Source organism: Solwaraspora sp. WMMA2065 (assembly GCF_030345075.1).
Classification (GTDB): domain Bacteria; phylum Actinomycetota; class Actinomycetes; order Mycobacteriales; family Micromonosporaceae; genus Micromonospora_E.
This window is the reverse complement of record NZ_CP128361.1, coordinates 4,427,508-4,450,346: the sequence shown is the minus strand read 5'-3', so window position 1 is coordinate 4,450,346 and position 22,839 is coordinate 4,427,508. Positions and strand designations below refer to the sequence as shown.

The window sequence follows — 22,839 nt, the reverse complement described above, 5'->3', positions numbered from 1 at the left end:
GGTTGATCACAGGCGGCGTGTCGACGTGACCATCGACGACGGCCGGTCTATGCCGGAGGTATGAGGTACGCCGATAGTGGTGGCCTGTCCGCCGGCGGGCGGGCCAAACGGGAAGAGATACGGATGCGTCTACCGCCGGCTGGCCGATGCCAACCCCGCCGCCTACCTGCCCGACCTCGCCGGATCGTTGAACAACTGGTCGGTTGATCTGGGTGAGGTGGGTCGGCGGGAGGAGGGCCTGGCTGCGATCGAGGAGGCCGTCACCATCTACCGCCGCCCGTCCCGCTGACGTGATAGACCCGTCCGACCCCGCCGGCCGGCCCAGAACGTGATACACCTTTCGCCGTTTGCCGCCGGGGTGTGGGTGCTCCGTGGGTGATCGGATGCCACCGACCCCAGACGGATTCCACCCCTGGATACCGGACTTCTGCCACGAGCGACTGCCGACCAGGCGACTACCGTCCGCGACCGCCGCGCTGACCTGCCAATATAGCGCGGTACTCGGCTGGATTGCCGGCCAGAAATCTGGACTAAAACACCTTGCGCTAAGTAGTGGGTATAAAGGCGTACGCCGGGTATTAAAAGTCCTCAGCTCTGCCGATTGAGCTAACGGCCCGTCAAGGGCCAACCCTACTCCGCCTGGCCGCGGCTTCTGCATCCGCCCGTCTGCTGCCCGGGTCTGGGGCTGTCGCGGCTGACCGGGGGTGACGCGTCGGGCGATCTGGTGTCCTCAGCCGCGGGTTGGGGTCGTCCGGGGGTTGGTGTGGTCGGAGGCTGGGAGGTGGTGTCGGCGGTTCGGGTCGGTCAGGCGGCCTGTGTGCGTCGGCGGCGGGGAACCAGCGCGGCGGCGGCCTCCGCCTTGTCCCGCTCGACCTAAAGTTCGACGATGACGGAGGTGTAGATGTTGCTGGTGATGGTGATGGTGATGGTGATGGTGATGGTGATGGTGATGGTGATGGTGATGGTGATGGTGGAGTGGCCGAGGAGTTCCTTGACGTCGGTGAGGTCGGCGCCGGAGGCTTTCAGGTAGGTGGCGGCGCAGTGTCGTAGGTCGTGCAGCCGGACCGGGGGCAGTCCGGCGTCGCGGACGAGGCTGTCGAAGCGTTTGCTGACGGTGTCCGGGTGCCACTTCTCGCCGTCGGGTTGGACGAAGAACCATCCGGTGTCCGGCCAGCTGCCGCCGCTGGCCAACTTCCAGCGGGCGCGGCGGGCGAGGTAGGCGCGCCACGCGGCGGCGGTGAAGCTGTCGAGGGCGAAGGTGCGGTTACCCGCCTCGGACTTGACCTTCTTGTCGACCGCTTCGTAGCCGACGGTGGTGCGTTGCAGGTCGACGGTGACGAGGGCGGCGTCCAGGTCGACGGTGCTGTCCCGCAGGCCGAGTGCCTCACCGCGACGCATGCCTCGGTGCATGATGCCTACGAACACCGGGTAGAGGGCGATGTCGTGGTCCTGGGCGTAGTCGAGGAAGGCTCCGGCCTGTTGCGGGGTCCACACCATGACCGGGCTGGGCTTCTGTCCGGTCTCGCGCCACCGTGCGACGGCTCTGTCCGTCCACACCCGGGGTTTGGGCTGCTTCGCCGGTGTGAGTTCGACGTGCTTGGCCGGGTTGAAGTCGATGAGCCGGTTGTTGGACCGGGCCATCGCGTCGTTGAGTGCCTTGCGCAGGGTGGCGCGGATGCGTTGCATGGTGGACGGGCCGGTGGTGCGTACCGCCGGAGGACAAGCCTGTCCGATTGTCTGTGTAACGCCCTATTCTGTATAACTATCGGGCATCGATGGGGATACGGCCGGGGAAGAAGATGTCCAGGGAGTTGAGGGCCTGCTTCCAGCCGTGGACGCCGGCGCCTTCGACGAGTCGTCCGGGGGCCTGGCGGGCCTGGTTGCGGGGCTTGCCGGCCTCGGCGGCCCGTTGCCGGGCGCGTTTGTCCTCGATATCGGCGATGGCCAGCCAGGTCAGCCTGACCACGGCGTCGTCGGTCGGGAAGTGCCCACGGTTCTTGATCACCTTGCGGATCTGGTAGTTGAACGACTCGATCGCGTTGGTGGTGTAGATGATCCGGCGGACCTCGGGCGGGAACGCCAGGAACGGAGTGAACCGGTCCCACGCCCGCTCCCAGACGGCGACCGCAGCCGGGTAGCGTTTCCCGAGCGGGCTGTCGGCGAAGCCGAGCAGCGCCGTCTCGGCGGCCTCGACCGTGGGTGCGGTGTAGATCTCCTTCAACGCGGTGACCATCGCCCGCCGGTCTTTGTAGGACACGAACCGCGTCGCCGCCCGGATCAGGTGCACGACACAGGTTTGCACGGTGGTGTGCGGCCACACGGCCTCGATCGCCTCGGGCAGCCCGGTCACCCCGTCGCAGCAGGCGATGAGCACATCCCGCACCCCGCGGTTACGCAACTCGGTGCACACCTGCATCCAGAATCTGGCGCCTTCGGTCTGCTGCACCCAGATCCCGAGGACGTGCTTGACCCCGTCCACACCCACACCGACCACGAGGTAGCAGGCCTTGTTGCGCACCTGCCCGCCGTCGCGGACCTTCCCCATCAACGCGTCCACGTAGACGATCGGGTACACCTCGTCCAGGGGCCGGTGCTGCCACGCCTTCACCTCATCCAGAACTTCGTCGGTGATGGTGGAGATGGTGTCCGGGCCGACCTCGGTGCCGTACACCCGGTGCAGGTGATGGGAGATGTCGCGCACCGTCATCCCACCGGCGTACAGGGAGATGACCACATCGGAGAGCCCGCCCAGGCGGCGGGCGTTCTTCGGCAGCGGCACCGGGGTGAACGTGCCCGCCCGGTCCCTCGGCATCCGCACCTCGATCGGCCCGACCTCGGTCCGCACCGTCTTCGCCGTGTGCCCGTTACGCGAGTTTCCCGAACCCTTGCCGCCCGGATCGTGCGCCCGGTAGCCCAGATGCTCGGTCAACTCCGCCCGCAACCCCCGCTCCAGGACGACCCTGACCAGCTCCGACAGGAACCCACCCGGCCCCGTCAACCGCAGCCCGTCGCCCTTGACCTGCGCCAACACCGCATCCATCGCCTGCTCGTCGACCAGGTCCGCGACCGCCTTCCGCGCGGCCTGCTTCGCCGCCTGCTCATCGAGCACCAGGGCGGACAGGGGCAACCTCGGTACGTCCGCGGCGGCCTGTTCCCGCAACCCACCCCACTCGTCGGCCGGGAGGTCCTGCCTCTGCGGGTTGATCATCGACATCGTCATCACACTTGTCCTATCTGTGCCGACCGGCTCCTACCGGGAGGACTTCCCGAAAGGGGTCCGCCGATCCGGAACCGAGCCCTGTCGATGTGACGTGGCGTGACGGCCCGGGTGTGATCAACTCGGGCGTGTCGCTTGTGGAGACGGCGGCCGGCATCGTCTAGATCATTCGGGTTATGTGGACTCAAACGATCAACGGCCGGCCGCCGCGTTGTGAGCGTATGACCGGGTTGGACTCCGATCAAGTCGACTGGTTGGTCGAGCAGGTGGACGCGCTGCTGGACTGGGACCTGCCGGTGGGACGGCCGCGGGCGTTGCCGCTGGACACGGCGCTGGTGATGGTGCTGTTCGGGCTGCGGCACAACCTCGCGCCGGACGTGCTCGGTGAGGTGTTCGGCTGCGGCTCGACGACCGTGGAGCGCTACCAGGACGAGTTGGAACCGTTGGTGGACGAGGTGTTGACCCCGTTGTACGAGCGGGTCCGTGACCAGGCCCGCCGGGACGCGGTCCTGGTCGATGGTCTGGTCGCGCCGGTCGGGGAACGCGACGACGTCGACGGGTTGTTCTCCGAGAAGAAGGGTTTCTGCGGGCAGAACGTGCAGGTGGTCGCCAACCTCGCGGGACGGGTGGTCGACGTGGGTGATCCGTGTCCGGGGGCATGCACGACCGGAAGGCCTTCGACGTGTCCGGGATCGCCGCCCGGTGGGCAGGCCACTACGCACCCGGCGGGCCCGGGATGATCGGTGACAAGGGCTACCAGGGTGCCGGCATCGCGAGTCCGTACAAGAAGCCCCGGGGTCGGGAGTTGACCGAGGTCCGACGTGCGTGCAACACCGCGCTCAACCGGCTCCGCGCCGCCGTTGAACGCGCGATCGCCCACCTGAAGTGTTGGAAGGTTCTCAAGACCGGATTCCGCAGATCGCTGGAACAGTTCCCCGCCACATTACTTACGGTAACCAAGTTGGAGATCTTTCGCGTTTACGGATTGCGTTGAACCGACCTGGAAATAGTTTTGGGAAGTCCTCCGGCCATAACGGATATTCATCTCAATCCGTTACACAGATCTCTCTACAAGCCCCAAACAAATTGGCCTATTCCGAACAGAAGAAGCATGAAGCCCACGGCGTCAACGTACCTCCAATTCGTACAACGAGTACCCGTAGGTGCCCGACCTGGAGGTGCCGTACATGCGCACATAGCGGGCAACGAGCGACGGCACATCGACGACCAGGCTGCCGCCCGTCCCGTTGCTGGTGCTGAACACCGTCGTCCAGTTCACCCCGTCGCGGGACAACTCCACACGGTAGGCCGACGCGTGAGCGGACTCCCAGGACAGGCGTACCTCGGTAACGACCCAGTTCTCACCGAGATCAACTTTGATCCACTGCGGGTCCTGCCACGCGCTGCTCCACCGGGTGCTCCCGTCGCCGTCGACGGCGAGCTTCGCCGCCCAGTTCGTGCCCTCGATGCTGGATGCGGTTGCCGAGGCGTCGAGGGCCAGATTGCGACCGCCCGAGTTCGTCCGCCCGCTGACCGGCGTGGCCGGGGCGGTCGTCCGGACCGGGGCCGGTGCCGGGGCGGTCGTCCGGACCGGAGCCGGCGGGCCGGCGGTCGTCGGACCCGGTGCCGGTTCTGTCCGGCTGACTGCAACCGTCGACGACGCGACGGCCGGGGTCGACCCGACCGGGGTGATCGGCGGGGTAGCCGATTCGACGCTGTCGGCCCCGGGCGTGGCCGCCAGTGTCGGTGCCAGTGCGGTCGTCACCTGCAGATTCGACGGGGGTGGCTCGGCCACCGCGTCGTCGGCGTCCAGGATCTGCGTCACAGCACCGCTGGCTAGCGCCACGATCGCGACGAATGCCGCCGCCACGAGACCAGCCCGCACATTCCGCCGGGTGTGCAGTGTGGCCGGCTGCTCGGCGGGTGCCGAAACCCGGAGCGGTACCGTGGGAGCGGACAGCGCCGGCACTGGCACAGGGATCAAGGCCGGGGGCCGGTCGGTGACCGGCTTCTGCCGCGCCGGGCCCGGGGTCACCAGCGCCTCGGGCTTCCCGGCGTCACACTCGGTGATAGCCGCCGCCGGCCCGGACTCGACTTCGTCTGGTTCCCCAGCCTCGACTTCCGCCGGGGCCACCCCGGCGGGGATCACCTCAGCTGTCGGATGAGCCGACTGCTCGGTGACGTCGTCAGCCTCAGAGTCGGCAAGACCGGCGTCATCTGCTCGCTGGTGGATACGGTTGACGAGCGGACCGCCGGATGCCGGACCGGCTCGGTCGCCCGGCGCCTCGACAGGGGCCCATGCCTGTTCGCCGCCCGCGGCGGGCCGAGAGACCGGTGCCGGCCGTTCGAGCAGGGCGCGCGCGACCGGCGGATCCGCAGGCACCGCACGATCTGGTAGGCCGCGCAGGGCGACTGCGTACCGGATGCCGGCCGTGACGTCCGGATGCTCGGCCTGAGGTAGGTCGGCGTACGCCCGCGCCGGATCACTGCGGTGCGCCGCTGGCGAGCGGGATCGCGTATGCCACAGGCCTGCGGTGTCTCCGCCTGAATGGTCGTGGAGCCGGTCAGCAGGCACCATGACCTCGGCACCGAGGTAGTTGGCGAGCAACTGAAGGTTCACCTGGTCGATCTGCTCGACGTCCAGCCTGATCCGGACGCCACTGTGCGCCCATCCCGGCCGTTGCGTCGCGACCGCGGTGGCTACGAACCACACTCCGGCCGGGATGTCGAACAATCGGAACGGTCGGTCGGCGTCCGGGCCCCGACCGACCACGAGTACCGGGTCGGGCATGGGCGTGGTGGTCGGCGGCATTGCGTCCCGGTGATGCACCTCGCCGGCAGCATCCCGCTTGACTCGTAGGTCCAGCGTCGACCGGATACCGAAGTCCGCCGGTCGGCCCGCCCGAGCCGATTCTCCCAGCGGCACCTCGACCAGTGCCGTCAGGTCGTCGTCCGGGAACGGAAACGCGCCGGTGAGCTGAACCGATCTCGGCTCGTCCCGCCCGATCCGCCGGGGCAGGACTGCTGACCAGTCACCGTTGGGCGGGCCGCCGTTGACCACCGCTGCCTGGAGCTGGTCGGACAGCCGTTGGCAGAACTCGCGTGGCACCGGATCAGCCGACAGCAACAGGATCGGCCGCCCGGCCCATCCATCGTGCGTCGCGACGATCTCGCCGAGCTCGCCCGGTCCTACCTCACCGGCCTGGGTCACCACCTGGTCACCGGCAGCGGAGCCAACCAGTACGGAGAACAGCCGCGGATCGGCCCGCCACCACTCGGGCGGTTCAGTTCCGTCGTTGACGAGCACGATGTCGGGCGCGTCGTTACTCGGTGCGAGGCCCAGCCCCAGGTCTCTCGCCACCTCCACCGGGGAGATGACGACCCGCCGACGAGCCGCGGCAGGCAGCCGGGCCAACAGTTCGTGTATCACCGACCGGACGTCGTCACCTGGCGGGTTGCCGGGCACTCCGACGAAGACTTCCAGTCTGCCCGGATTCCACGGCCGGTCACGCACCACCGGACCGTGTCGGCCGGCGAACGGCGGGCGGACCCACAACCCGCACTGTACGGCCTCGACCACCCATCGCTCGTTCCACCGGTAGATGGTGGTCTCGGCCGGAGCGGATCCAGCAGAGGCCAGGCTGGCGAGCGCCTCGACCGGCCCTATCACCCGAGGCACCCCGGACGGCGGGAAGACAATCTGGCGGACGGGTTGCGGCCAGCAGCGTGCCGGTTCGGCGTCGACAGCGATCGCCACCGTCCGGCCAGCCGTGTCCAGCGTCGGCAGACCGGTAGCCATCGTGACGGTGCCGCGCCAGCGGTCACACAGTGTCCGGGTCAGCTCTCGGCAGACCATCGCTCCGGGGCCGTAGGGCACGACGATCAGGCGGGTACGGAGCTCGACCGGGAGGGCGTCGACCACTGCCGCCACCTCGTCCACATCAGGTGTCGGGTGACCGGGGCGCCCGACCAGCAGGACCGGCCGCTCCACATCGACCGGGATGGCGTAGGCCAGATCGTCCGGTCCCGGTGCGGTCGTATCCGGTCGCTGCGGATAGACCCACAGGCCGGCCGGGATCGCGACCCGGGTCAGACCGTGGCTGCCGCCCGCCGAGAGAGAATCTATGGCGGCCTCCCAGGCGGGCGCCGGGTGCCGCCGCCCGGCGGGAACCGGCGCTGCCCCCGGGCGGAACCGTCGGAACCCTTCGACGGCGAACAGTGCAGCACCGGGAACCAGGAGCAGCCTACCGGCCGGGGCCAGCACCTCGGACCCGAGCTGCTCGGCGACCACCGCCGCCGGGGCCGGGCCCGCCACGCCGACTGCGGCTGAGCCGGCGCCGGCGACAGCCAGCATCGCCGAGGTGCGAGGGGGAACCGCGATCGGGAGCGACTCGGCAACCGCTCGCCAGTCCGCCGGTCCGCTGAGCTGTCCAACGACCGTTACAACGCCGGCGACCGGAGGGATCGACCGGGCCAGTTCCGCGATCGTCCCACCCTCGGCATCGCCGACGATGGCGACCGTGTCGCGGAGCCAGCGGAGCGCCGCCGAACCCGATGCCTGTGTTCGGTCCATCTGCATGTCGTCATCTCTGCTTCCGTCGCCGAACCTTGATCGGCCCGCATCGTCCGTGCCCGCCAGCAGGCTTCATCAACATGACGAACCGACCCTGCCCCGAGGTTCACGACCAAACTGTGATCTTGTCGGGCGGGCCGGTACTGCGAACAGCGATCCCGCCTGGCCTGGCCCCACGTCGATCAGCTCACGGCCGACCGCCGGTCAGACTGCCGACGCGGGGCGAGGGATGACGCCGGCGGGTAGGCTGCGGCCTCACCCGCTTGTCACGCCCCCGTAGAGACCGAGCTGGCCCCGAAACACCTGGTCAACGGCTCGCCGGCTGACTACGCAATCGCGTTGTCACTAGCCGTCAGTTCCAGAGGTCATGTGCATGGATGTCCGTACTCCTCTGCGCGCGTCGTCGACACGTCGGTCGTCCTGAGCCGCAGGTTGGGCTCGTCGGGGCGCTGGTGTGGTCGGAGACCGGGCGGGGGGAGATGCTGGGAGGTGCGCGCGAGCGATGCGATCTCCATCAGCGCTTCGACATGTGCGGCGAAGGCCCGCCGTCCGGTAGGCGTAAGCTGCGCCCACGTCCGTCGGCGACCGTTGAGCGTAGCCCTGCGCAGCCTGAGGTAGCCTGCATCCTCCAACTGTTTGATGTGCTTGGACAGTGCCGAGTCGCTGATCCCGAGTGCCTCTCGCAGCACCTGGAACTCGGCCTCGTTCGAGGGGTCAGCAGAGAACAGATGTGCAGGCGGTGGGGTGCGTGGATGACCGGATCGAGGCGGGGCACGGTCACCACGACGTTGTTGTGGACGCGGGGGTGCAGGCGCTCATGACGGTCGTCCCGTGACCCTTCGCCGAGTCGAGTGGCGCAGAAGCTCGAGCACCGTGAAGAGCACCAGACCCGCGATCGCCCCGGGTGCCGACGGGATCCACCACTGCCGGGACGCTGCCTACGTGACCCGCTCACCGCGCAGGTTCTGGCCGTCCTGCACGAGCGACCCGGTCACGACTGGCCCCCTGGACACCCTCGCCGTGACGGTCAACGTCCCCCGTGCCACCCTTGTGCGGCGCTTCGCCCGCCACGTCGGCGAACCACCACTGACCTACCTCACCCGCTGGCACCTCAACGTGGTCGCCCGCGCGCTACGCGACACCATCGTCCACCGGATGGGCTGTACCTCCGAGTTCGCCTTCAACCGCGCCTTCGCCCGCCTCCACGGCCAACCACCCGGCCGCTAACGCCGACCTGCCGCCACGAACTGTTGACCGCCAGACGACAAGATGAGCTGTGGTGGCTCAGCCGATGCGGCCGACACCGCCGAAAAGGTAGACCTCGGGCTCGTCGGACTCCGGGTCGGGGCGCCAGCGTGAGCACGTGACGACGCCGGGTTCCAGCAGGTCCAACCCGCCGAAGAAGCGTTCGAGCTCGATTTTGGTCCTGGCGCGGATCGGCGTGCCGCCGCGTTCGGTGGTTTCCCGCATCACGCGCAGCATCGGCTCGCCGTGGATCTCCGCCGTGGAGTGGGTGAGCACCAGGTAGCTGCCGGCGGGCATCGCCTGCACCAGTTGTGCGACGGAGCCGTACGCCACATCGTCGTCCATGATGTGGTTGACGACGCCGAGGAGCATGAGCCCGATCGGCTGCGAGAAGTCGAGCGTCCGCCGCGCGGACGCGAGGATCGCGTCCGGCTGCCGCAGATCGGCTTCGACGTAGTCGCAACTGCCTTCCGGCGTGCTGGCCAGCAGCGCACGCGCGTGTGCCATGACGAGCGGGTCGTTGTCGATGTAGACCACCCGGCAGCGCGGGTCCAGGGACTGCGCGACCTCGTGGGTGTTGTCCGCTGTGGGCAGCCCGGTGCCGACGTCGAGGAACTGGCGGATGCCGGCGTCCCCGACGAGGAACCTGACCACCCGCTGGAGGAACGCGCGCTCGGACTTGGCTCCGATGGGGATGTCCGGGATGTGGGCGATGACCTCATCGCCGGCGGCCCGGTCTACCGCGAAGTGATCCTTGCCGCCGAGCCAGTAGTTCCATATCCGCGCCGAGTGCGGAACAGCGGTGTCTAGCTTGGAGCCTGAAGGGAGCTCCCAATCCTCGGTCATGGGGTAATTCTTCCGCAACGGCGGGGTGACGACGCAACTGGGGCGGCGGTTCGACGGCCAGGCCGAGCTCCAGTAGGGCACCCCTGGTGGTGAGTGGAGATCCTGTCTAGCAGACCGCGTTGCGGGCCCCTCTCTGTCGTGGTGGGGCCGGCGGGGTGACGACCTTCACATCGCTCGCGGCCAGCGCCTCCCGTAATTCGGCGGGCGGCAGGGTGTCGGTGATCAGGTAGTCCGCGCTGCTTAGCTCGGAGACCTGGGCGAAGAGTCGGCGGCCGAACTTCGAGGAGTCGGCGAGGATGGCCACCCGGCCGGCGCGCGAGATCATCTCCTGCGTCATCGCGGCTTCGGTGAGGTTGCTGGTCGTGCGACCGGCCTCCGCATCGACCGCACCGACGCCGATGTCGCCGATGGCGGTGGGTGGCAGCGCCCCGGGCACCAGCAGATTGGTCGTCGCCACGGTGAGGTCGCGGTGCCGGCCCAGGTTGCGGGCGACCGCCAGGGTCGTCGTCCCGCTGCTGATCATGATGGTCGAGCTGTCCTCAACCAACGCCGCGGCCAGTGCCGCGATCTTCTCCTTCTCCTGCAGGCTGAGCCGCTGGTCGACGGCGCGGTCGGTGCGGGGCGGTGACCGCGACGACAGTCGCGTTCGTCGCGGCGTGTGGTGTGGACGACGGTGCGTCGGACCAGTCGGCAAAGTTCGACCGGATCATCGACGAGTTCACCGCGCAGAACCCGAACATCGAGATCGAGTTGCTGAGCGCGCCGTACGCCTCGGCCAAGCAACAGCTGCTCACCGGCGCCGCCTCGAAGACCCTGCCCGACGCACTCGCCCGCAGCACAGGAGAACCGGTCCTCGGGCATGGTGGTCGGCTACTCGTTCCGGGACAACGTGATCGTCCAGGAGATTCCGGTTCTCGCCGGGTTCGCGAACTACACCAAGGTGCTCACCTACCCGGAATCCCTGGCCGGGCCGCAGCCCCGAGCACGGTGACCTTTGCAGACGGGCTCTCTCCTAGCACGGTGACCGCGACCATCGGCTCCGACCTGCCGAACCCGCTGCCACCGGGACGCGCCGGGTATTGACGGATATCGGTATCTCGAAGTGCACCACCCGGGAGGCGTGCGGGCTGCCGTCGCGGGGGTCGTGCACCACCTCGGCCACGCTCCGCCAGAACGCCTCCGCCCCGGGGACCCCGGTGTCGGTGTGCAGGTAGACCGCCCGGTAGCCGGGGTGCCCGGCGGCGAACGCGACGGCCCGTCGGACCAGTGCGCGGGCCAGCCCGTTGCGGCGGTGTTCCGGGCGTACGTAGACCCGGAACAGCTGGGCGGTGCTCGCCGCCGGGTAGCGGTCGACCAGCCAGCGGGGATGCGGCGGGCTGTTCGGCGCGGCGGCGCGGACGGCGGTGGTGGCGACCACCTCGTCGCCCTTGACCGCGACGAATAGCGCATGCCGCTCAGGCCGTAGGTAGGTGCCGGCGAGGTCGATGACGTCGGCGTGCCACCGCGGCTGATAGCCGTAGCCGAACACCTGGTAGAAGGTGTCGAGCATGACGCTGCGGGCACCGTCGAGGTGCTGCGGCGTGGCGGTACGGATGTCGTACGGACCGATGTTCTGGTCGTTCACGTGGTGCTCATCTCTCCGGTGCTGGACGTGGTTGCGGGTCGCGACAGATGTCGCGGCAGGTCGGGGTCGCGCGGTCGCGGCAGGTCAGGGTCGAGCAGGGCGCGGGTCAGCGGCTGCCGGCCGGCGCGCAGCACGGTGGCGGCGGGACCGTGTTCCACGACCCGGCCGTGGTCGAGCACGGTGACGTGGTCGGCGAGCCGGTCGACCACGTCCGGGTCGTGCGTGATGACCAGCAGCGCGAGCCGGTGGGTGCGGCACACTTCGTCGAGCAGGTCGAGGATCCGGTCCTGGTTGACGCGGTCGAGACCGGACGTGATCTCGTCGCAGACCAGCAGCCGGGGTCGGGCCACCAGGGCGCGGGCCAGAGCGGCGCGTTGCAGCTCACCGCCGGAGAGCCGGTCGGGGCGGCGGGCGGCGAGAGCATCGTCGATCCCGACCTGACGCAGCAGGTCGTGGGCGGTCCGCAGCGCCTCGACGGTCGGTTGGCGGTGCAGCCGTACGGCGGGGCGGGCGACCTGGTCGAGCAGGGCGGCGGACGGCTGGAAACTGGCCCGCGGATCCTGGAAGACGTACTGCACGGTGGTGAGGTCGCCCCGCTGCCGGCGGTCGATCGAGCCGGCGAGCCGGCGGCCGTCGAGTTCGATACTGCCGCCGCTCGGTGAGTGCAGGCCGGCCAGGCAGCGGGCGACGGTGGTCTTGCCGCTGCCGGAGCGGCCGACCAGGGCGAGGCGCTGTCCGGGGCCGATGACCATGTCGATGTCGTGCAGGACGGTGCTGCCGTGGTGCGCTGCGGTGAGCCCGGCGACCCGCAGCAGCTGACCGGCACCGCCCGGCGGGTCAGCGGCGGGGGTCCGCGCTGGCCGAGCTGGGGTGTCAGGAAGGACCGCGTCCGGTGGACCGGAGGCGACGACGGCGCCCCGGTCGAGCATGAGGACGCCATCGGCGACCGCCCGTACCAGGTGCAGGTCGTGGGTGAGCAGGACGACCGCGACGCCGGAGCCGGCGAGACGGCGTAGTTCGGCGGCGACGTCGCGGCGGTTGAGGCTGTCCTGCCCGGTGGTCGGTTCGTCGGCGACCAGGACGCGGGCACCGGCCAGCAGGGCGTGCGCGATGACGAGCCGCTGCTGCTGGCCGCCGGAGAGTTGGTGCGGGTAGCGCCGCAGCAGGTCGCGGTCGTCCGGCAGGCCGACCCGGGCCAGTACCGCCCGGACCGCCTGCCGGGTGGCGGCGCTCCGTGTCCGACGCGACGGCGTCGGGGTGTGCCGGCGGGCGATCTCGCGCAGCACCGGGCCGATCCGGCGTACCGGGGTCAGCGCCGCCGCCGGCTGCTGCGGAATGTAGCCGACGGTGCCGCCGGCCGGCGGTGTCTCTGGGCTGACCGGGCGACCATGGATCTCGACGTCGCCGGTAAGCCGGACGCCGGGTCCGGCTTCGCCGAGCAGCGCCCGCCCGAGCGTGGTCTTGCCGCTGCCGGACGGGCCGACGACGGCGAGGATGTCGCCGGCCGCCACGGTGAACGACACGTCGCGCAGCAGCCGCTGTCCACCGGCGTCGGCGCACAGCCCGTCGACCCGGATCACTTCGTGACCTCCGGCCGGGTGGCCAGCAGCTGATCGGTGACCAGGTTGACCCCGACGGCGAGCGCGACGAGCAGCGCGGCGGGCACCACCACCGCCCACGGCTGCAGGAAGATCCCGGCGCGGTTGCGGTCGACCATGACGGCCCAGTCGGCGGCGTCCGGGGCGACGCCGATGCCCAGGAAACTGGCGGTGGCGACGAGGTAGACGGCGCCGATGAACCGGATCCCGGCGTCGGCCAGCAGGACCCGGCGGATACCCCGGGCGACGTACCCGACCGCCCGCCGCCACCACGTCTCCCGGTAGAGCCGCATCGCTTCCATCGCGGGTCCGTGGGCCAGCGGCAGGGCCGCGGCGCGGGTGATCCGGGCGATCTCCGGCAGGGCGATGACGGCGACGATTACCACCAGCGTCACCGGCCCCTGGGGTGCGGTGGCGGCGAGCAGGATGAGCAGCAGCAGCGACGGGACGGCGAGGAGCAGGTCCAGCGGGCGCATCAGCACCTCGTCGAGCCAGCGCCGGCGGGTGAGCGCGGCGAACAGACCGACGGGTACGCCGATCAGGTAGGCCAGGGCGGTCGCGGCGGCGGCGACCGCGACGACGGACCGGCCGCCGAGCAGGAGCTGCCCGGTGACGTCCCGGCCGACGAAGTCGGTGCCGAGCAGCCCTGCCTGGTCGAACGGCCGGGTCCGGTCCGCGCCGTTGCCGACCAGGGCCAGATCGACCAGGGCCGGACCGGCGAGAGCGAGCAGCAGCGGTACGGCGAGCAGGACGACCCCGGTGACCAGGCGCGGAACCCGGCCGGTCCGCCGAACCCGGCTGATCATCGGAGCCCGGCCGGTCATCGGGCACCTGCCGCACGCGGGGCGAGCCGGAATGCGACCAGGTCGGCGGCCAGGTTGACGACCACGGTGGTGACCGCCACGATCACGCACAGCCCTTGGACGGTGGGGACGTCCCGGGCGGCGACCGCGTCGACCAGGGCGGTACCCAGACCGGGGATGACGAAGACCGCCTCGACGACGATGACGCCGCCGAGCAGCCAGTCGGTGGTGCGGGCGAGTTGCTGCACGACCGGCGCGGCGGCGGTGGGCAGTGCGTGGGCCAGCCACCGGCGACGGGCACCGAGGCCGAGGCGGCGGGCGTGGGCGACGTACTCGGAGCGCAGCGCGTCGACCATGCCGGCGCGGGTCAGCCGGCTGAGTGAGCAGATCGGTCGGGCCAGCAGCACCAGCAGCGGCAGGACCAGCACGGCCGGCTGGGCGAGCAGGTTGGGGCCGGTGCCGACGGCGGTCGGCGGAAACCAGCCCAGCCGTACGCCGAAAACCGCGACCAGCAGGATGGCCAGGGCGAACTCCGGTACCGCGTAGAGACCGACGGCGACGGCGCTGATGGCGCGGTCGAGCCGGCCGCCTTCGCGCCGGGCGGCGAGCATGCCGAGGCCGATCGCGATCGGGACGAGGACGAGCAGCGTCACGGCGGCCAGCAGTACGGTCGCGGCGGCGCTGCCGACGATCATGTCCAGGACCGGCCGTTGGGAGATCAGCGATTCGCCGAAGTCTCCGTGCAGCAGCCCGGCGAGCCAGTCGAGGTACCGCTGCCACGGTGGCTGGTCAAGGTCGAGCTGTTCGCGGATCAGCGCGATCCGCTCCGGGTCGGGCTGGTCACCGGCGATCACCACCGCCGCGTCGCCGGGCAGCGCCTCGGTGAGCACGAACACGATGGTGGTGATGCCGGCGACCTGCCCGACGCCGAGCAGCAGCCGCCGAACCGTGTAGCGGGTCAGGCTCAAGCCAGCCACACCTTGTCGAAGCGGGCCCAGTCGAGGGTGTTGGCGGGGGCATCGGCGGACACCCCGCCGACCTGGGGTGTGGTGGCGACGAGGAAGTCGGCGAAGCCCCACACCAGCAGCCCGCCCTCGGCGTGCAGCATCCGCTGCATGTCGCCGTACGCCTGCCGCCGGCCCGCTTCGTCGGCGCTGGACACGGCGGTGGCGTAGAGGTCGTCGAACTCGGGCCGCATCCACTTGGTGGCGTTCGTCGTGGAGGTGCTCAGCAGCCGCTGCGAGATGTGGGTCTCGATCGGCATGGCGCCGGAGCGGAAGCAGGCCATGACTCCGTTGTCGAGCACCTCCCGCCAGTAGGTGTCCTTGTTGCGCTGCACCGGTTCGACGTTCAGCCCGACCGCGCGGGCCTGGTCGGCGAAGACGCTGGCCGCCTCGACGAACCCGGCGGCCACCGGCGCGGTGTCCAGCGGGATCCGCAGGCCGCTTGCGCCGGCCCGGTCGATGAGCGCGCGGGCCCGGTCGAGGTCGGGTTCGCGCTGCGGGATGTCGTCGGCGTAGTACTGGTAGCCCTTGCCGAACAGGTCGTTGCCGATCTGCCCGGATCCGGACAGCACCGTCTCGACCAGCTGCTGCCGGTCGGTGAGCAGGAACATCGCCTCCCGTAGGTCCCGGTTGTCGAACGGGGGCCGGTCCAGCTTCATGGTGAAGCCCTGCAGGCCGCTGTTGGCCATCCGGGTGATGGCGATCCGGTCGTCGGCGGCGTAGCTGCGGGCCGTGGTGGGGCTGATGTCGTGCGCGTACTCGACCTGCCCGGCGAGCAGCGCGTTGACCCGCGCCGACTCCTCGTTGGCGATCACGTACTCCAGCTCGTCGAGGTGCGCGGCGCCCTCCCAGTAGTCCGGGTACCGGGCCAGCAGCAGCGACGTACCGGGGGTGAAGCTGCTGAACGTGAACGGCCCGGAGCCGATCGGCTGGTCGAACGATTCGCTGCCCTCAGGCACGATGTAGGCGCCGAACGCGGCGAGCATGTTGCCGAACTCGGCGAACGGACGGGTCAGAGCGAATTCGACGGTCCGGTCGTCGACGGCCCGGCTCGCCCGCAGATCGATCAGCGACAGACTTGACCTGGCGCGGAAGGCCCGGTCCGGGTCGGTGATCCGGGCGTAGCTGGCCAGCACGTCGGCGGCCCGCACCGGCCGGCCGTCGTGGAAGGTGGCTTCGCGCAGCGGCACCCGCCAGCGGGTGAGGTCGGCGTTGGGCTCCCAGCTCAGTGCGAGCCGGGGCTGGATCGACACGTCCGGGCCGTAGTCGGCGAGCTTGTCGAAGATCGCCTTGGCCCGGGACGCCTCGTTGAACAGGCCCGCCAGGTGCGGGTCGAGGCTCTCGTTGGCGCCGCCACCGGCGAAGGCGACCCGCAGTCGGCCACCTTTCTTCGGGGTGCCGCCGGCGGCGGTGTCGGAACCAGCAGGGGCGTCGGAGTCGGCGCCGCAGCCGGCGAGAAGCGCGGCGGTCACGGCGGCACCGCCGCCGAGCAATGTTCGGCGGCGTAGTCGTGCAACAGCAGACATATCGGTTTCCTTCCAGAGGGGATTTCAGGCCGCTTCGTCGCGGCGGCGGGCGACCAGGTGCAGGCGGTCGCCGCGTAGGCCGGTCGCCAGCTCGGCGCCGGGACGCCAGGGCGGTTCGGTACGCGGGCCGGGGGCGTCGAACAGGGCGAGGACGTCGAACCCGGCGCCCTCCAGCAGATGGCGCAGCTCCTGCGGGAAGAGCAGCCGCCATGCGGAATTCTGCACGAGTTCCTGCTCCGCACCCGGCCAGGTCCACATCCGACGGCGGCGCAGCAGCTGCGCCGCGGCGTCGATCCACAAGGTGGTACGGGACGTGTAGGTGACGCCCTGCCAGCGCACCGACCGGATGCTGGGCCCGTCGACCAGGTCGGTGTTGCCGAGGAAGTACGCGCCGTTGCGCATCTCGGCGACGAGCAGCCCGCCGGGGGTCAGCTGCCGTCGGCAGTTTGCCAGCGCGGTGGTCAGGTCGGCGTTGTCGTGGCAGTACAGCAGGGCACTGTCCAGGCAGGTGACCACGTCGAAGCGGTGACCGAGGTCGAAGGTACGCAGGTCACCTTCGACGAACCGGACCCGCTGGTGGCGGCGGCGGGCGTAGGCCAGCATCCGGGTGGACAGGTCCAGCCCGGTGACGTCGAAGCCGGCGTCGGCGAGGTACCCGGCGTCGCGGCCGGTGCCGCAGCCGAGGTCGAGCAGCCGCCGGCCGGGCGGTCCGGGCGCGAACCGGTCGACCAGGTCGGCCACGAACCGTGCCGCCCGGTGCTCCGGGTCGGGAAACTGGGCCTCGTACAGCTGCGGGTTGTCGGTGAGCAGGTTGCCGTCCGACACCACCGGCCCGCCCCCGACCACCGGCCCGCTCACCGGGCCGCCTTTCCGGCGGTGGTCGGCACCGTACGTGGGGCGAGCAGGCCCCGGCGGTGCAGCGCCCACACAGCGGCGCCGCAGGCCAGGCCCAGCCCGGCGCAGAGCAGCCACGCTCCGGCGGGTACGCCCTGCGCCGCCCCGTCCGGCTGGCCACCGGTCTGCATGAACCGGCCGACGGCGGTGGTGGCCAGCGCCGCCACAACCCCGGAGGCCAGGTAGAACACGCCGAAGTAGGTGCCGGTCAGCCCGTCGCGGGCGAAGCCGGGCACCAGCTCCAACACGAACGGCTGCGCCATCATCACACCGACCGCCAGCGCCAGCGCGGCGACCAGCGTCGGCAGCGCCCGCACCGGAGGCGGGCCGGTCACCGGCAGCAGCGGCAGCAGGAATCCGAGACCGGCCACCGCCGACCCGGCCGCGATGGACACCCCACGGCTGCCCCGCTGGCGCAGCCAGCCGGTCAACCGCACCTGCCAGACGAGAGTGACCACCGTGGACACGACGAAGAGTGCCGCCACCGCCAGCGCGGTGCCGGCGGCGGCCTCGGCCTGCACCGGTAGCACCAGGTACAGCTGGGTCTGCAGGGCGAACAGCGCACTCAACGCCACCGTGAACGCCAGGAACCGACCGTCGGTCAGCGCCTCCCGCCAGTCCCGGCCGACGCTCTGCCCGCTGCGGGTCACCGGGTGCGGTGGCAGCACCAGCAGTTGCGCCACGGTCAGCGCGGCGAACACCACCGTCGCGCCGATCGCGGCGGCCCGGAAGTCGACCAGCAGCAGCGCGCTGCCGAGCAGCGGCCCGAGCAGCGCACCGGCGCTGGCGAAGACGTTGAACAGGGCGAAAGCCTCGGCCCGGCGCTCGGGGGCGGCCTCGGCGAGGTAGGCGCGTACCGCCGGGTTGAACAGCGCCCCGGCCAGCCCGGTCAGCACCGAGGCGGCCAGCAGTGCGGGCAGCGACCCGCCGACCGCGAACACCGCGAAGCCGACCGCCCGCAGCCCGCAGCCCGCGATGATCACGCCACGTGCGCCGAGCCGGTCGGCGGCCGATCCGCCGACCAGGAACAGTCCCTGCTGGCTCAGGTTGCGTACCCCGAGGACCAGGCCGACCAGGGTGGCCGACAGGCCGATGTCGTCGCGCAGGTAACCGGCCAGGTAGGGCAGCAGCATGTAGAAGCCGACGTTGACCCCGAGCTGGTTGACCACCAGCAGCCGGATCGCCGGTGGAAAACTGGTCAGCGTCGTCCAGGTCGCCTTCACCGCACCGCCTCCGCCACGCCGGATCCGGTCGTCGCCGTCGGCGTCACGCCCAGTCCGGGGGTGTCCGCCAGGCGCAGCACGCCGTCGTGGCCGCCGATCCCGGTCCACGGGTCATCGGCGATCAGCAGGTGCCCGTCCAGGTCGACCCAGCGGGCGAGGCCGGCCAGATGCACGGCCGGTGCGACGCCGAGCGTGCTGGCGACCAGGCAGCCGAGCATGATGTCCAGGCCGCGTTCCCTGGCCGCCTCGACGATCCGGGTGGCGGCGACGATCCCGCCGCACTTGGCCAGCTTGACGTTCACCCCGGCGACCGATCCGGTGAGCCGGTCCAGGTCGGCGAGGCGCTCGGCGTCCTCGTCGGCGACGACCGGGATCGCGGTGCGGGCGGCCACCCGGGCCAGCAGGTCGGGCCGACCCGGCGGGATCGGCTGCTCGACGGCGTCGATCCGGTACGGGGTGAGCGCGTCGAGCCGCCGTACCGCCTGCTCGGCGGACCAGCCGCCGTTGGGGTCGAGCAGCAGCCGGGCCGTCGGCGCCTCGGCGCGTACCGCCGCCACCCGGGCCACGTCGGCGTCGTCACCGGCTTTCACCTTCAGCACCGCGAACCCGGCGGCGACCAGCCGACGCGCGGTCGCCGCCGCGTCCGCGACCGGCACCAGCCCGATCGTGTACGCCGTGGCCACCGGAGTCGGTGCCGGTGCTTGCAGCAGCCGGTGCACCGGCAGCCCCCGGGCCTGGCCGAGCAGGTCGTGCACGGCGGTGTCCAGCGCCGCGAGCACCCCGGCGGGTCCGTCGAAGGTGCTCAGCTCGTCGCGCAGGGCCGCCGGATCCGAACAGCCGGCGAGTCGGCCGGTCCAGCCGGCACAGGTACGTTCGATCGCGGCCCGGTCGAGTCCGTAGTAGCCGCTGGTGACGACCTCGCCGTGGCCGGTGAGCCCGTCGTGGGTGACGGTGAGCCGGACCGCTTCGCGGTGGGCCATCACCGAACGGGAGATCCGCAGCGGCTCGCGCAGCACCAGCCGGTAGGAGTGCCAGGACAGTTTCATGCCGGCACCCGCTCGTGGCGTACCGGGTCGCCGACCACCCGGCAGCGGCTCCACCGGGTGACCTCCACCGCACCGGGGTGCGGTATCTCGACCGGATGGCCGGGGGTGGGGCCGAGCAGCCCGTGCCGGCCGCACCAGCCGTCGTCGAAGATGGAGTCGAGGTAGCGGTGCGGGCCGTCGGGGAAGACCGCCAGCACCCGGGTGTCCGGCTGGGTGCGGGCCACCCAGGCGGCGACCCTGGCGACCGCGCCGGTGGACCATCCGCCGGTGACGAACGCCGTCCGGGCCAGCCGCCGGCAGGTGTCCACCGCCTCCGCCGGGCCCAGCCAGTGCACCTCGTCGAACGCCGGATAGTCCACGTTGTTCGGGAAGATGCTGCTGCCCAGCCCGCGCATCACCCGCCGTCGGGCCGGCTGGCCGAAGATCGTCGAGCCGATGGTGTCCACGCCGATCAGCCGCAGCTGCGGCCAGTGCCGGCGCAGCGTCCGGGCCAGCCCGGCGCTGTGCCCGCCGGTGCCGACGCTGCAGACCAGCACGTCGACGGTGTCGACCTGGGCGGCGATCTCGTCACCGAGGCTCGCGTACCCGGCGACGTTGTCGGGGTTGTGGTACTGGTCCGGCCAGTACGCGCCGGGCAGCGTCGCCAGCACCTGCGTCAGCCGTTCCCGGCGGGCCTGCTGCCAGCCACCTGTCGGGTGGGGCTGCTCGACCACCTCCAGCCGGGCTCCGTACGCGCGTAGCAGCGCCCGCATCGACGGCTCCAGCTCCCGGTCGACAACCAGCACCACCGGGTGGCCGAGGGCCTGCCCGGCGAAGACCAGCCCGATGCCGAGGGTGCCGCTGGTCGATTCCACCACCGGTGCGCCGTCGCGGAGTTCGCCGCGCCGCCGCGCGCCTACCAGCATCGCCACCGCCGCGCGGGCCTTCATCCCACCCGGCGCGGCGGACTCGACCTTCGCCCAGAAGCCGCCGTGCGGGTGCGGCAGCGGCGCGTCGACGTAGATCAGCGGGGTGTGCCCCACCAGGTTCAGCAGCTGCGGGGCGCTCACCCGGACACCCCGTACCGGTAGAGGGTCGTCGGTCCGCCGTCGAGCCAGAAGAACGGGTACGGCTCGGCCGACACCGCCGTCAGCCCAGCGCCGAGGAACCACGGCAGCACGGCGCTGCCGGTCTGCGCGAACGTCACGAACGGCTTGCCCTCGGCGGCGGCGTGGGTCAGCAGCGGCTCGAAGGTGCCGTTGCCGAGCGTCATCCCCGAGGCGAGGATCGCGTCGCAGCGGTCCAGCAGCGCCGCCGCGTCGGGCAGACACGGCTCGTCCCATTCGGTGTGGCCGCCGGCCAGGTCGCACGGCAGGTACCGCCGGTCGGCGGCGCGGAGCCGGGCCAGCAGCGAGTTCACCACCCCGACGACCAGGACCGGGCCGCCGGTCGGCGGCAGCAGGTCGACCACGGCGGCGGCCCGGGTCTGCGACTTGGCCAGCGAGCTGCCGGCGGGCACGGTGACCACGGTGTCGGCCACCTCGGCGTGTGGCCGCTGCGCCATCAGGTACGCGTCGAGCGCGGCCACCCGCACCGGCAGCAGCGGATGCGCGAGCAGGTCGGCGACCGAGGCGCCGACACAGTCGTAGACGACCTCGTCGGGCAGCGCGCCGGGCTCGACCGCGCAGGAGCCGACCGCCGCGTCGACCCGCAGGCTCAGCACCTGGTTGCGGTAGCCGCGCAGCCGATTCGCGTGCCTCGCGCCCTGCCTGGTCACGAACCCCACACTGACCTGGCAGCGGGTCGGGTCCACGCCGTGCCGTCCGGCCTGTACCGCGTCGATCAGCGCGGCGAGGGACCGGTACGCCGGCGGGGCCGGCGACACGGCCGTCATACCGCCGCTCCGGCCGGCGTGGCGGCGAACCGGTGCCGGTCGGTGCCGTCGTCGTCGACGTACCCGACGCGTACCTGTGCGGCCAGGCCGTCGGCGATGGTCCGCGCGTCGGTCCCGGCCGTGTCGACAACCATGACGTGGCCCAGGTAGTCGTTGTTGCTGCTGCTGTCCCCGGCCCGGTGGCCGGCGGGTTTCACCGACCAGTCGACCACCCGTGGGTCGGTCTGCCAGGCCCCGGTTCCGTCAACCCGGGCGATGACACCGGGGCGCGGCGGCAGTACGAATGCGATCGCCGCGCTGCGTACGCCCGTGTCGGCGGGTGTGAGGTCGGCGGTCTCGCCGAGCGCCAGCTGCGCGTACACCATGGGCAGGTCGATGCCGGTGACCCGGCGCACCAGCTCGGTGATCTGGTTGCCGGCCGGCCGGGGGTTGACCTCGACCACCCGGGGCCCGGCCGGGGTCAGTCGCAGCTCGGTGTGGGCGACCCCGCGGTCCAGCCCGACCGCCGCCAGCGCGGCCACCGCCACCTCACCGGCCCGGCGGGTGGTCGCCGGGTCGAGCACCGCCGGGAACATGTGTCCGGTCTCGACGAACCCCGAGGCGCCGCCGAGGCTCTTGTCGGTCACCCCGACGACCGTCGTGTGTCCGTCCACGGTGACCGTCTCCACGCTCACCTCCGGACCGGACAGCAGCTCCTCCAGCAGCACCGTCGGCACCCGGGGCTGGCGTCTGGCGTTGACCGGGAACCCGGTGAGGGCGTTGAACGCCGCCCGTAGCCCGGCCTCGTCGGCGACTTCGCGCACGTACATGCCGGCGCAGAGGTCGACCGGTTTGACCACCAACGGGAAGCCCAGCTCCCGGGCGGCCTGCGCGACGTCGGACCAGCTCTGCGCGAGCGCGTACCGGGGTTGCGGCACGCCGGCGGCGTCCATCGCCGCCCGGGCGAGGTCCTTGCGGTACGCCCGGCGCACCGCCTCTGGGTCCGCGCCGGGCAGTCCTAGGTGGGCGGCCAGCTGGGCGGCGGTGTCGAGGTAGTAGTCGCAGGAGGTGAGCACGCCGTCGAAGCGCAGCGCCCGGTGCAGCTGTTCCGTGTGCTCCAGCAGTCCGGGCAGCTCGTTGGTCTCGGCGGTCAGTACATTGTGCGCGGCGAGCAACGGATGTGCACCCCCGGCCGGTGCGCTGCGCAGGTAGTGGTGCAGGTCGCGGGTCAGGAAGGAGAACTGGTGACCGGCCTCCAGCACGGCCCTGGGCAGCAGATGCGCCATCGCACCGACCCAGCTCTCCACCAGCAGCACATGCGCCATCGACGCCTCCTCGCTCGGAAACCGGCATGGTGATGGTAACGGTTATCGTTTACTGAGGATAGG

The 22,839-nt window shown here is 71.2% G+C and carries 22 protein-coding genes; 5 read left to right on the top strand and 17 right to left on the bottom strand.

Annotated elements, in window-relative coordinates; all coding sequences use genetic code 11:
* Positions 1–79: 79 nt before the first annotated feature.
* The gene (locus tag O7610_RS20265) at positions 80–289 is read left to right on the top strand and encodes a hypothetical protein (protein ID WP_289211542.1); all 210 of its coding nucleotides are present in this window, start codon (positions 80–82) and stop codon (positions 287–289) included.
* Positions 290–873: 584 nt separating this feature from the next.
* Here the strand turns inward: O7610_RS20265 and O7610_RS20260 are convergent.
* Positions 874–1,686 carry a tyrosine-type recombinase/integrase gene (locus tag O7610_RS20260; RefSeq protein WP_289211541.1) on the bottom strand — a complete coding sequence of 271 codons (813 nt, stop codon included), beginning with the start codon at positions 1,684–1,686 and terminating at the stop codon, positions 874–876.
* 76 nt (positions 1,687–1,762) lie between these two features.
* On the bottom strand, positions 1,763–3,040 hold the full coding sequence (locus tag O7610_RS20255) for an IS256 family transposase (RefSeq protein WP_502959115.1): 1,278 nt from the start codon (positions 3,038–3,040) through the stop codon (positions 1,763–1,765).
* A gap of 398 nt (positions 3,041–3,438) precedes the next feature.
* Here O7610_RS20255 and O7610_RS20250 point away from each other — a divergent pair, with 398 nt between their 5' ends.
* Positions 3,439–3,957 (top strand): transposase family protein, encoded by a 519-nt coding sequence (locus tag O7610_RS20250; RefSeq protein ID WP_289211540.1) that lies wholly within the window; start codon positions 3,439–3,441, stop codon positions 3,955–3,957.
* The gene (locus O7610_RS20245; protein ID WP_289211539.1) at positions 3,876–4,211 is read left to right on the top strand and encodes a transposase family protein; all 336 of its coding nucleotides are present in this window, start codon (positions 3,876–3,878) and stop codon (positions 4,209–4,211) included. The genes O7610_RS20250 and O7610_RS20245 overlap by 82 nt, the downstream gene beginning before the upstream one ends.
* Positions 4,212–4,343: 132 nt before the next feature.
* On the opposite strand, the gene O7610_RS20240 is transcribed toward O7610_RS20245, so the two are convergent.
* Positions 4,344–7,790: a discoidin domain-containing protein gene (locus tag O7610_RS20240; RefSeq protein ID WP_289211538.1), complete on the bottom strand. Its 3,447-nt coding sequence runs from the start codon at positions 7,788–7,790 to the stop codon at positions 4,344–4,346.
* A gap of 365 nt (positions 7,791–8,155) precedes the next feature.
* Complete coding sequence (locus O7610_RS20235; RefSeq protein WP_475048852.1) at positions 8,156–8,518, bottom strand: transcriptional regulator; 363 nt, start codon at positions 8,516–8,518, stop codon at positions 8,156–8,158.
* 145 nt (positions 8,519–8,663) lie between these two features.
* On the opposite strand from O7610_RS20235, the gene O7610_RS20230 reads away from it, so the two are divergent.
* Complete coding sequence (locus tag O7610_RS20230) at positions 8,664–9,017, top strand: helix-turn-helix domain-containing protein (RefSeq protein WP_281552220.1); 354 nt, start codon at positions 8,664–8,666, stop codon at positions 9,015–9,017.
* Between the two features lie 57 nt (positions 9,018–9,074).
* Here the strand turns inward: O7610_RS20230 and O7610_RS20225 are convergent, their stop codons facing one another.
* Both O7610_RS20225 and O7610_RS20220 read right to left on the bottom strand, forming a co-directional pair.
* Positions 9,075–9,881 carry an SAM-dependent methyltransferase gene (locus O7610_RS20225; protein ID WP_281552219.1) on the bottom strand — a complete coding sequence of 269 codons (807 nt, stop codon included), beginning with the start codon at positions 9,879–9,881 and terminating at the stop codon, positions 9,075–9,077.
* Positions 9,882–9,987: 106 nt separating this feature from the next.
* Positions 9,988–10,575 (bottom strand): DeoR/GlpR family DNA-binding transcription regulator, encoded by a 588-nt coding sequence (locus O7610_RS20220; RefSeq protein ID WP_289211537.1) that lies wholly within the window; start codon positions 10,573–10,575, stop codon positions 9,988–9,990.
* Positions 10,576–10,740: 165 nt separating this feature from the next.
* Between O7610_RS20220 and O7610_RS20215 the strand changes: the two genes are divergently transcribed.
* A complete protein-coding gene (locus tag O7610_RS20215; protein ID WP_281552217.1) occupies positions 10,741–10,872 on the top strand; it encodes a hypothetical protein in 132 nt (43 codons plus the stop codon).
* Positions 10,873–10,893: 21 nt separating this feature from the next.
* Here the strand turns inward: O7610_RS20215 and O7610_RS20210 are convergent, their stop codons facing one another.
* From O7610_RS20210 to O7610_RS20160, 11 genes are read right to left on the bottom strand one after another with little or no spacing between them, the layout of a single operon-like run.
* Positions 10,894–11,505, bottom strand: coding sequence for a GNAT family N-acetyltransferase (locus O7610_RS20210; protein ID WP_281552216.1), 612 nt, complete (start codon positions 11,503–11,505; stop codon positions 10,894–10,896).
* A complete protein-coding gene (locus O7610_RS20205; protein ID WP_289211536.1) occupies positions 11,502–13,085 on the bottom strand; it encodes an ABC transporter ATP-binding protein in 1,584 nt (527 codons plus the stop codon). The genes O7610_RS20210 and O7610_RS20205 overlap by 4 nt, the downstream gene beginning before the upstream one ends.
* Entirely contained in the window at positions 13,082–13,927 is an 846-nt protein-coding gene (locus O7610_RS20200; protein ID WP_281552214.1) for an ABC transporter permease, read from the bottom strand. Before O7610_RS20200 ends, O7610_RS20205 begins: the two co-directional genes overlap by 4 nt.
* Entirely contained in the window at positions 13,924–14,874 is a 951-nt protein-coding gene (locus O7610_RS20195) for an ABC transporter permease (protein WP_289211535.1), read from the bottom strand. Before O7610_RS20195 ends, O7610_RS20200 begins: the two co-directional genes overlap by 4 nt.
* Positions 14,871–16,436, bottom strand: a complete 1,566-nt coding sequence (locus O7610_RS20190) for an ABC transporter substrate-binding protein (RefSeq protein WP_289211534.1) — start codon at positions 16,434–16,436, stop codon at positions 14,871–14,873. The genes O7610_RS20195 and O7610_RS20190 overlap by 4 nt, the downstream gene beginning before the upstream one ends.
* 24 nt (positions 16,437–16,460) lie before the next feature.
* Entirely contained in the window at positions 16,461–17,294 is an 834-nt protein-coding gene (locus O7610_RS20185) for a class I SAM-dependent methyltransferase (protein WP_289211533.1), read from the bottom strand.
* Positions 17,291–18,553, bottom strand: coding sequence for an MFS transporter (locus O7610_RS20180; protein ID WP_289211532.1), 1,263 nt, complete (start codon positions 18,551–18,553; stop codon positions 17,291–17,293). Before O7610_RS20180 ends, O7610_RS20185 begins: the two co-directional genes overlap by 4 nt.
* Positions 18,550–19,599 carry a dipeptide epimerase gene (locus tag O7610_RS20175; RefSeq protein WP_289211531.1) on the bottom strand — a complete coding sequence of 350 codons (1,050 nt, stop codon included), beginning with the start codon at positions 19,597–19,599 and terminating at the stop codon, positions 18,550–18,552. Before O7610_RS20175 ends, O7610_RS20180 begins: the two co-directional genes overlap by 4 nt.
* Positions 19,596–20,648: a PLP-dependent cysteine synthase family protein gene (locus O7610_RS20170; RefSeq protein WP_281552208.1), complete on the bottom strand. Its 1,053-nt coding sequence runs from the start codon at positions 20,646–20,648 to the stop codon at positions 19,596–19,598. The genes O7610_RS20175 and O7610_RS20170 overlap by 4 nt, the downstream gene beginning before the upstream one ends.
* Positions 20,645–21,472: a Rossmann-like domain-containing protein gene (locus tag O7610_RS20165; protein ID WP_281552207.1), complete on the bottom strand. Its 828-nt coding sequence runs from the start codon at positions 21,470–21,472 to the stop codon at positions 20,645–20,647. Before O7610_RS20165 ends, O7610_RS20170 begins: the two co-directional genes overlap by 4 nt.
* Positions 21,469–22,776: an ATP-grasp domain-containing protein gene (locus tag O7610_RS20160; RefSeq protein WP_281552206.1), complete on the bottom strand. Its 1,308-nt coding sequence runs from the start codon at positions 22,774–22,776 to the stop codon at positions 21,469–21,471. Before O7610_RS20160 ends, O7610_RS20165 begins: the two co-directional genes overlap by 4 nt.
* Between the last annotated feature and the right edge of the window lie 63 nt (positions 22,777–22,839).